The organism is Mesotoga sp., assembly GCF_035363035.1.
Lineage (GTDB): Bacteria > Thermotogota > Thermotogae > Petrotogales > Kosmotogaceae > Mesotoga.
Genome location: NZ_DAOSEH010000098.1, coordinates 1 through 7,498, shown reverse-complemented (window position 1 = coordinate 7,498; position 7,498 = coordinate 1). Strand labels below are relative to the sequence as shown.

7 protein-coding genes and 1 pseudogene are annotated in these 7,498 nt (G+C 50.2%); 6 read left to right on the top strand and 2 right to left on the bottom strand.

Going from position 1 to position 7,498, the window contains the following annotated elements; translation table 11 throughout:
• The 5 genes and pseudogenes from PKX57_RS10700 to PKX57_RS10680 all read left to right on the top strand — a co-directional run.
• Positions 1-242: pseudogene (locus tag PKX57_RS10700) on the top strand (permease); the annotation flags it as partial.
• Between the two features lie 18 nt (positions 243-260).
• On the top strand, positions 261-1,379 hold the full coding sequence (locus PKX57_RS10695) for a permease (RefSeq protein ID WP_213922727.1): 1,119 nt from the start codon (positions 261-263) through the stop codon (positions 1,377-1,379).
• An 11-nt stretch (positions 1,380-1,390) separates the two neighbouring features.
• Entirely contained in the window at positions 1,391-1,627 is a 237-nt protein-coding gene (locus PKX57_RS10690) for an MTH895/ArsE family thioredoxin-like protein (protein WP_213922520.1), read from the top strand.
• 329 nt (positions 1,628-1,956) lie between these two features.
• Positions 1,957-2,817, top strand: coding sequence for a DegV family protein (locus tag PKX57_RS10685; protein ID WP_213922519.1), 861 nt, complete (start codon positions 1,957-1,959; stop codon positions 2,815-2,817).
• 483 nt (positions 2,818-3,300) lie between these two features.
• Positions 3,301-3,720 (top strand): hypothetical protein, encoded by a 420-nt coding sequence (locus tag PKX57_RS10680; protein WP_169698385.1) that lies wholly within the window; start codon positions 3,301-3,303, stop codon positions 3,718-3,720.
• Here PKX57_RS10680 and PKX57_RS10675 read toward each other — a convergent pair.
• Both PKX57_RS10675 and PKX57_RS10670 read right to left on the bottom strand, forming a co-directional pair.
• Positions 3,697-4,680 (bottom strand): alpha/beta fold hydrolase, encoded by a 984-nt coding sequence (locus PKX57_RS10675; RefSeq protein WP_472417243.1) that lies wholly within the window; start codon positions 4,678-4,680, stop codon positions 3,697-3,699. The genes PKX57_RS10680 and PKX57_RS10675 overlap by 24 nt on opposite strands.
• A gap of 18 nt (positions 4,681-4,698) precedes the next feature.
• Entirely contained in the window at positions 4,699-5,481 is a 783-nt protein-coding gene (locus tag PKX57_RS10670) for a diguanylate cyclase domain-containing protein (RefSeq protein WP_213922516.1), read from the bottom strand.
• A 159-nt stretch (positions 5,482-5,640) separates the two neighbouring features.
• Between PKX57_RS10670 and PKX57_RS10665 the strand changes: the two genes are divergently transcribed.
• The gene (locus PKX57_RS10665; RefSeq protein ID WP_213922515.1) at positions 5,641-7,380 is read left to right on the top strand and encodes an ASKHA domain-containing protein; all 1,740 of its coding nucleotides are present in this window, start codon (positions 5,641-5,643) and stop codon (positions 7,378-7,380) included.
• The last annotated feature ends 118 nt before the right edge of the window (positions 7,381-7,498 follow it).

Genomic DNA, 7,498 nt, shown 5'->3' with positions numbered 1-7,498 from the left:
CGGCCGTCTTCATGAAGAAGGGCGTCAAGTTTTCAAACGTTTTGATTTTCATAGGTGCCTGGTCGACAACGAAGATCCCTATGTTCATGTTCGAAATGGGCGCTCTGGGTATTGAATTCGCTCTCCTGAGGCTGGCGATAAACGTTCCAGGGATACTCGTAATGGCGTTGTTGCTGGAGAAGATGACCGGCAAGGAACAACGGGAAGCCATCTACACACAGGCAGCCAAACTCAGCGAATAAATCAGGGGGTGCTCCGGGATGGAAAGGGATCTGAAGAGAGAATTGACGAAATTTGGACTTTTAGCGGCGGGTTTTCTGGTTTTTTATTTTCTGCCCTTCTCGGAGAAACACGTGCAGGAGGCCATAATCGGCGGTTTCACGATGCTCGGCTCTTATGCCAGGGAACACGTGCTGTTCTGTCTCGTTCCCGCGTTTTTCATAGCCGGGACGATAACCGTGTTTATACGCAAAGACGCGATACTCAAGCTGCTGGGTCCGGGTGCTAGAAAGATAATATCCTACCCGGTGGCGGCCGTGTCAGGCGGAATCCTCGCCGTCTGTTCCTGCACGATACTGCCGCTCTTCGGGGGAATCTACAAACGGGGAGCCGGCCTCGGCCCGGCCGTTGCCTTCCTATTCAGCGGCCCGGCTATCAACGTGGCGGCCATATTTCTCACCGGGAACGCGATCGGCTGGGAGATGGCAGTCATAAGGATGGTAGCGGCGGCGATTTCGGCAGTTTTCATAGGGCTCATAATGCAAAGTATCTTCAAAGAAAAAGGTTCAGGTGGCTTTGCCATCCAGGAATCGGGCGAGCAGCTTTCCTGGCAGGAGGCCGTAGGCTTTCTCGCCCTGCAAATGGCTTTCCTTATAGTCGGCGGCCTTAAGATAGATCCGATCGTTAAGGCTTCTATAATGACCGTTTCGGCCGTAGCGGTCTTCATCATGGCGATTCATTTCAAGAGAGAGATGAGGAACTCCTGGATAGGCGAGACCTGGGATTTCGCTAAGAAGATACTTCCATATCTCTTCTTCGGAGTCTTCGCGGCCGGCGTCATCTCCATCGCACTTCCTCAGAGTTTTGTAGAATCTCTTCTCGGCGGAAACAGATTTGGTTCGACTCTGTTTGCTTCTGTTTTCGGTGCGGTGATGTACTTCGCCACGCTTACTGAGGTTCCGATAGTCCAGTCCCTAATGTCCCTGGGGATGGGAAAAGGGCCGGCTCTGGCCCTCTTCATGGCCGGCAACTCTCTCAGCCTGCCCAGTATGATAGTTATAACAAAGCTGCTGGGAAAGAAGAAGGCCTTCACATATTTCGGCCTCGTGGTAGCTTTTGCGACCATATGGGGTTATATATACGGCAACTTACTTCAATAGGAGGTTAGATAATGAAGGTAGAGGTTTTTGGTTCCGGCTGTCCCAGATGCAAACAAACGGAAAAGGTAATGAAGATGGCGGTCGAAGAACTCGGCTTGAACGCGGTCGTTGAAAAAGTGACGGATATGATGGCCATGATGGAAAAGGGAATAATATCGACCCCGGCCGTGGCGCTCGACGGAGAAATAGTTCTCTCGGGCAAAATCCCTTCGCTGGAGGAAGCGAAGAAGCTCCTGAAGAGACTTTGAAATACCTTGCTTTACCCCTCGCTTTCCACTGACCGTGGATTAAGACCGGGAGTTACATATCGTTCCCGCTTCGAAGTTCGACAAAATTGGTACGTCGATCGACACATCCGGTTACACCCGAATGTTTTTCGCAGTTCTGCCGGAACGATTTCGATGGCTCTGGATAGAATACATACATGATCACACCGGACCAGAGCTTCTATTATTGCCCCGCCAGGGCGATATTCAAGCTATAATTAAAAGATGTACCCGGTGAACGCTGCCGGAGTTTCCGGCGTCTCAAATCTTGTGTGACGGGTAATTACTATACTTTACAGGGGGTCGATTGTATGGTTGGCATAATCGTCGATTCGGGCTGCGATCTTCCAGAAGCGATCAAAGAGAAGAAAAATGTGAGGGTAATTCCGCTCAAGGTAGTGCTCGAGGGAAAGGAATACAGAGACAACATAGATATCACGACCGAACAGCTGCTGGAGTTCATGGAGAACAAATTTCCCAAGACTTCGCTTCCCGGTTACAACGATATCAGTCAGGCCTTTGAGAGCCTTTACAGAGAAGGAATGAAAGAGATAATCTTCGTCGGGATCTCCAGCGGGCTCAGCGGAACTCTGGGGCTCGTGAAAAGATACTCCGAAGAGTTTATAAAGAAGAATCCCGGAGCGAAAGTAAATGTGGTCGATTCGAAGAATATCTCGATCGCCTCTGGACTCGTTGCTATGAGGGGTGTTGAGCTCTCCGAGCAGGGTGCGACCTTCGACGAAGTTACCCGCGCCGTTGATGAGGCCGTTAAGAAATCAAAGGTTTTCTTCTGCATACCCGTTCTTAAGTATCTCAAAGCCGGCGGGAGAATAGGAAAAGTGAGCGCCACCATCGGAGATATACTCGACCTTAAGCCGGTGATAACGGTGGGAGAGGATGGAATCTATCACAGCGTCTCAAAGGATCGCGGAATGAGGCGGGCCGTGAACACCACCGTAAGAAAGCTTATCGATTACATCTCCGGGAAAAAGGCCCGGTTCGTGGCCGCCTATACCTCCGACAGGAGCGAAAAGTCTCTCGAGTATTTCCGTACTATAATGGAAACTCTGGAGAGTCACGGCATAAAGAACATCATAACGGGCCAGATCTCCCAATCGCTCGTGTCTCACACCGGACCGGGCTTGATAGGCGTGGCGGCTCTGGTTGAATAAAGTCGTACGTCATTACGAAAACATAGAATGTGGAGAACGGCCTGCCATCATTTGTCTCCTGTAGCCAGTTTGACGACAAAGGCCGGATTCTGATGCTCTTGATCTTAAATCCACGCTCGAGCGATGAGACACTCGTGCTTGCTCTGTTATCTTTCGAGTGTTCCGGTATATCTCCACAAGAGGACAAGTAGGAAAGTTGCGATTTACTCAAAAAAGAATTGACCGTGCTTCGTTCGAATTAAAGAAACGATAGAGGACTCAAAGCAAAGCCAATAATCTTCAGCGGCCGGATCCGATTGACAAACAGTCAATGTTAGGGTTCTATGCTCCCGGGAAGAGACTCTTCAGATTATGCCGTATAGACGGCAAAAGTTGTTATATTATTCATGTGGGGCTCTATACAGAAAGACAAGTACGGTAGAAGGTCTTTATAAAAAGTTGTAGCTGAGTGCCGGTCTTTCGATAACACGGAGGTGTCCGGATTTGTATGGCTGGATAAAGTTTCTGGGATGGTTCAATTTTTCGCTTTTGGTACTGAACTCATCGCTCTTCATAACGCGATGGTTTTACAGAAAATTCAACAAGAAGCTTCAAAACTTCCCCTGGGAAGGCTTCAAGGGCCTCATGAAGTTTCTGGCAAAGGTTCATCCGTTCACCGGAGGCATATTGCTCGTGACGGCCCTTTACCACGGTTATCTTGCCACGGGGGGGTTCGTTATTTACAGTGGTAGTCTGGTCTTTTTTGGCGTTCTCGCACAATTCATAGTCTATCTTCTGGGAAAGTACGCACCGGCGATGAAGAAGAGTTGGAGACCTGTTCACCGTTCGCTCATGCTGGTTACCTGGGCTCTCTTCTTCGTTCATCTGTTCGGTCCTTACTCAATCTGGATTCCGATCTTCTGACCGTTCGATCAAACTCAAGCTCTCGATGAATGGCAGGACGACCTCCAGGAATTCCTGGGGGTTTTCCTCTTGAGGTACGTGGCCGGTGTCGGGAAAGATGTGCAGCACCGCGTTCGGGATTTCCCGTGCGAGTCTTACGGAGTCTTCTACGGGCACTATTCTATCGTCGTCCCCGCTGAGAACGAGGGTCGGTATATCGATATTTCCCAGTTTCGAAACGTCGAACTTCCTTCTGGCGAGAGTCAGCTCCCAGAGAGCCCTGTCCCAGTCGTTTGCTTTCAAGGGTTTCTCGTAACCTTCAAGAATCTCCGGAGTTATTTTGGAGGGATCATGCCAGGCCAGATCGAGTAGCGATCGCGCGTCGTTGAGAAAAAGACGCGAAACAAGCGGTCCTAGATGCCTTCCCTGAGGGGTCGAGGTGAGCAACTTGAAAAAGAGGTTATCGCTGTCGTTCGTGTAAACGGCCGCATCGACCATCACCAGGCCGATCACCCTTTCGGGATGTGCGATCGCAATTTCCAGGGCCGTCAGGCCGCCGGCTGAATTGCCTATGAGTACGGCCTTTTCGAACCCCAGATGATCCATCAATCGCACCGTCAGCTCTACCTGGTTTTCTGGAGTGTAAGGGTTGAAATCCTTTATCTCTTCCCCTATTGGTCTGGAAGTCAAGCCGAAGCCGGGTCTGTCGAAGGCCATTACCGTGAACCGGTCGGCGAGAGGCGAGAAAACTTCCCGCCAAGAAAAGATACTGGCCCCGAACCCGTGGAGGAGCACAACCGGCGGAAAGCCTTCGCCCGATACTTTGTAGTGTATGTTCACGTTCTCCAACCAGACAAAGCGGCTGTCTTCATCGGCCAGAAGCGATGGATCTACCGTACCTTTCAAATCTGGAACCGGTATGAGGAAGGGCACAAGTAAAATCACTGCAAGTACTGCCACACCAATGATAAGTATCTTCAATTTACATACTCCCTTTGATCACTTCTCTTTAATAGCGTTAAAGGCCTTGCTGACGAGAGTCTCGGGATCGACTCCGTCTACCGGCAGCAGGGAGTAGCCATAGCTCAAGCCGAAGGAACAGCCGGGTATATTACCCTTCCATGTTTCGAAGGTCTCGCCCATTTTTCTCATTATCTTCTCCGCATCTTCCGGTCTCTTCAATTCTTCCGCAAGCAAGAGAAACTCTCTTCTCGAAAACCTGCACAGTGTATCGCTTTTCCTTATGTTCCGTGAAAGATCCTGGGCCAGATCTATGATCAGCAGTTCCGGATTAGAATCGTTTCTGGAGCCGATTTTGATCTCCATTGCGGCTACCATCGAGAGGTCCGAATGTCTTTTGCCCCTGAATATAGACATGTTGAGGCGGTCTCTGAAGAGAATGTAGTTGGGAAGGCCGGTCTCGCCGTCATAATGGGCGAGCTGTGCGATCGTGCTTTCGGCGATCTTCAGGTCGGTGATATCTTCTATCTGGAGAAGGAAGTAGTCCTTTCCGTTCAAAGAGAGCGGTTTAAAGAAGTATCTGAAAGATCTACCACCCTGCTCCTGCTGGCTGCACTCGAATCGGCCGCTCAACGTCTCTTCTCTGGCGACCAGTTCTTCGATCTTCTCCTTTATTTTGCCTTCACACTTGCTTGCCAGCTTGATTCCGGCTTCGTTAGCGTACAACAGATCCGCCCTAACGCCGTATATCAGAAATCCACAGTCGAGTTTGTTTATTGCGTGTTTTATAAGCTCCATATCCACATTTACTTCACTTTCCACTTGATTCCCCCCTTCCGTACTCTGTAGTCCTCCTAAAGCTTTTCGTCTAAGTTATTTTACAACAAAGGGGTGCTTGAATAATACTGTTCGACATCTACTATCGATTTGAACTGCGAGCAAGATGAATGTAAGATTGTAAGGGAAGAGTGGAGGTGTACTTTGAGATTGATTGTCCATTCTGGAGAAGATGTGTTTGAAGATGATTTTCCTCCCGGAACGCCCCTGCTTTCGGCTTTAGGTGAACTGGGAATAGTTATAGATACACCCTGTGGTGGCGCGGGAAAGTGTGGCAAGTGTAGAGTACGGGTCGACCTGGACAGTATGCTTTCCCCGCCGGGCCAGGCGGAACAAACTATCCTGGGAGAGGCTTTGAAAAGGGGAATCAGACTGTCCTGCATGGCCGAGATCACCGGAGACTGCCAAGTATACCTCGATCCCGGATACTTCGATGCCATCGCCACGATCGACGAAATCTCTTTTGAAGGGTGCGATCCTGTAGTAAGACGGCAAAGCTTCGTTATCCCTTCAGGTGATGGGGTGAGAAACCAGGTATCGGCGCTGGTGGAGGAGTATCTTGGAGAAGATCTGGATCTGTCGGATTTTTACACCGGATCTCTCGAGGGAGAAGTCTCGGTCTACACGAGACCGGGAAAGCTGGTCGCGATAGACGGCCGGAGAAGCTTCAATCTGGGAGTCGCGGTCGATATCGGCACGACCACCATAGCCACCGCCCTGCTTGATCTGGACAGTGGTGAAGTTCTCGCGAAAGAAAACACGATGAACCCTCAAAGAGCTTTCGGACACGATGTTATCTCGCGGATCACTCACACTGTCGTTGAACGGGAGGGACTGAAAACTCTTTCGTCGGTGGTAAGGAAGGCCGTTTCGAAACTGATCGAAGGGCTCTGTGAGCAATCGGGGAGACGGTCCGGAGATATAAACGAGGTGGTGGTTTCCGGGAACACGACGATGACTCACCTTTTGTTCGGATTTCCGGTGAGATCTATAGCCACCGCTCCGTTCTCGCCATTTTACGGAGGAATCGTGAGGAAGAAGGCCGGGGAAATCGGCCTGGAGCTGAGCCCTTTTTCCGAGGTTCTGGCCCTTCCGGCGATTTCGGGCTATGTGGGAGGAGACATAGTTGCAGGGATCCTATCCACCAATTTGAGAGAACATGAAGACGAGCTATTGATAGACCTTGGCACCAACGGCGAGATAGTCGTCTCTTCGGGAGGAAGCTTACTGTGCTGCTCCACGGCCGCCGGCCCCGCTTTTGAAGGCGGTAACATAGCGTGTGGAGTCGGCAACGTCTCCGGGGCAATCGAGAAGGTCTCCTTCGACGGAAGCCTGACCTTGAAAACTATAGGAGGAACTCCACCCTCGGGCATTTGCGGAAGTGGATTGATTTCTATCGTTTCCCTGCTTCTTAAGAACGGCCTTATAGAAGCGTCGGGAAGATTTTCGAACCTTGAATCCTGGCCCGGGGAGCTGCGGGCTAGATTCGATAAGAAATGCAACGGATTCATGCTTTCCAAAGATGTTTACATAACCCTGAAGGACCTGAGACAGTTCCAGCTGGCCAAGGCCGCTTTGAGAACTGGGATTGAAGTTCTTTTGAAGAGCTTCTACAAGAGAAGATTGAAAAAAATAAGGATAGCCGGCGGTTTTGGAAGCAAGATAGATATTGGAGATCTCTTCATCACCGGGATCCTTCCTCCGGGGCCGGACTGCGAAATAGCCGTGGAGGGAAACACCTCGCTGAGGGGCGCTATCGCGACTCTTCTTTACAGATCCAGCCTGGCCGAAATCAATGCGATAATTGGCTGTTCGAAGTATATAGAACTTTCTAGTCTGGATGAGTTCAGAAATATGTACATCGACCACATGGGATACGTTTGAGAAGGTGAGTATATGTATTACACGAAGAAAGATGCGTATGGAAAGTTCTCTCGCGCAATCGGCGAACTCGTTCCCTATTCGATCGTCAGGAGAAACCTGAAAAACACCTGGATATTCC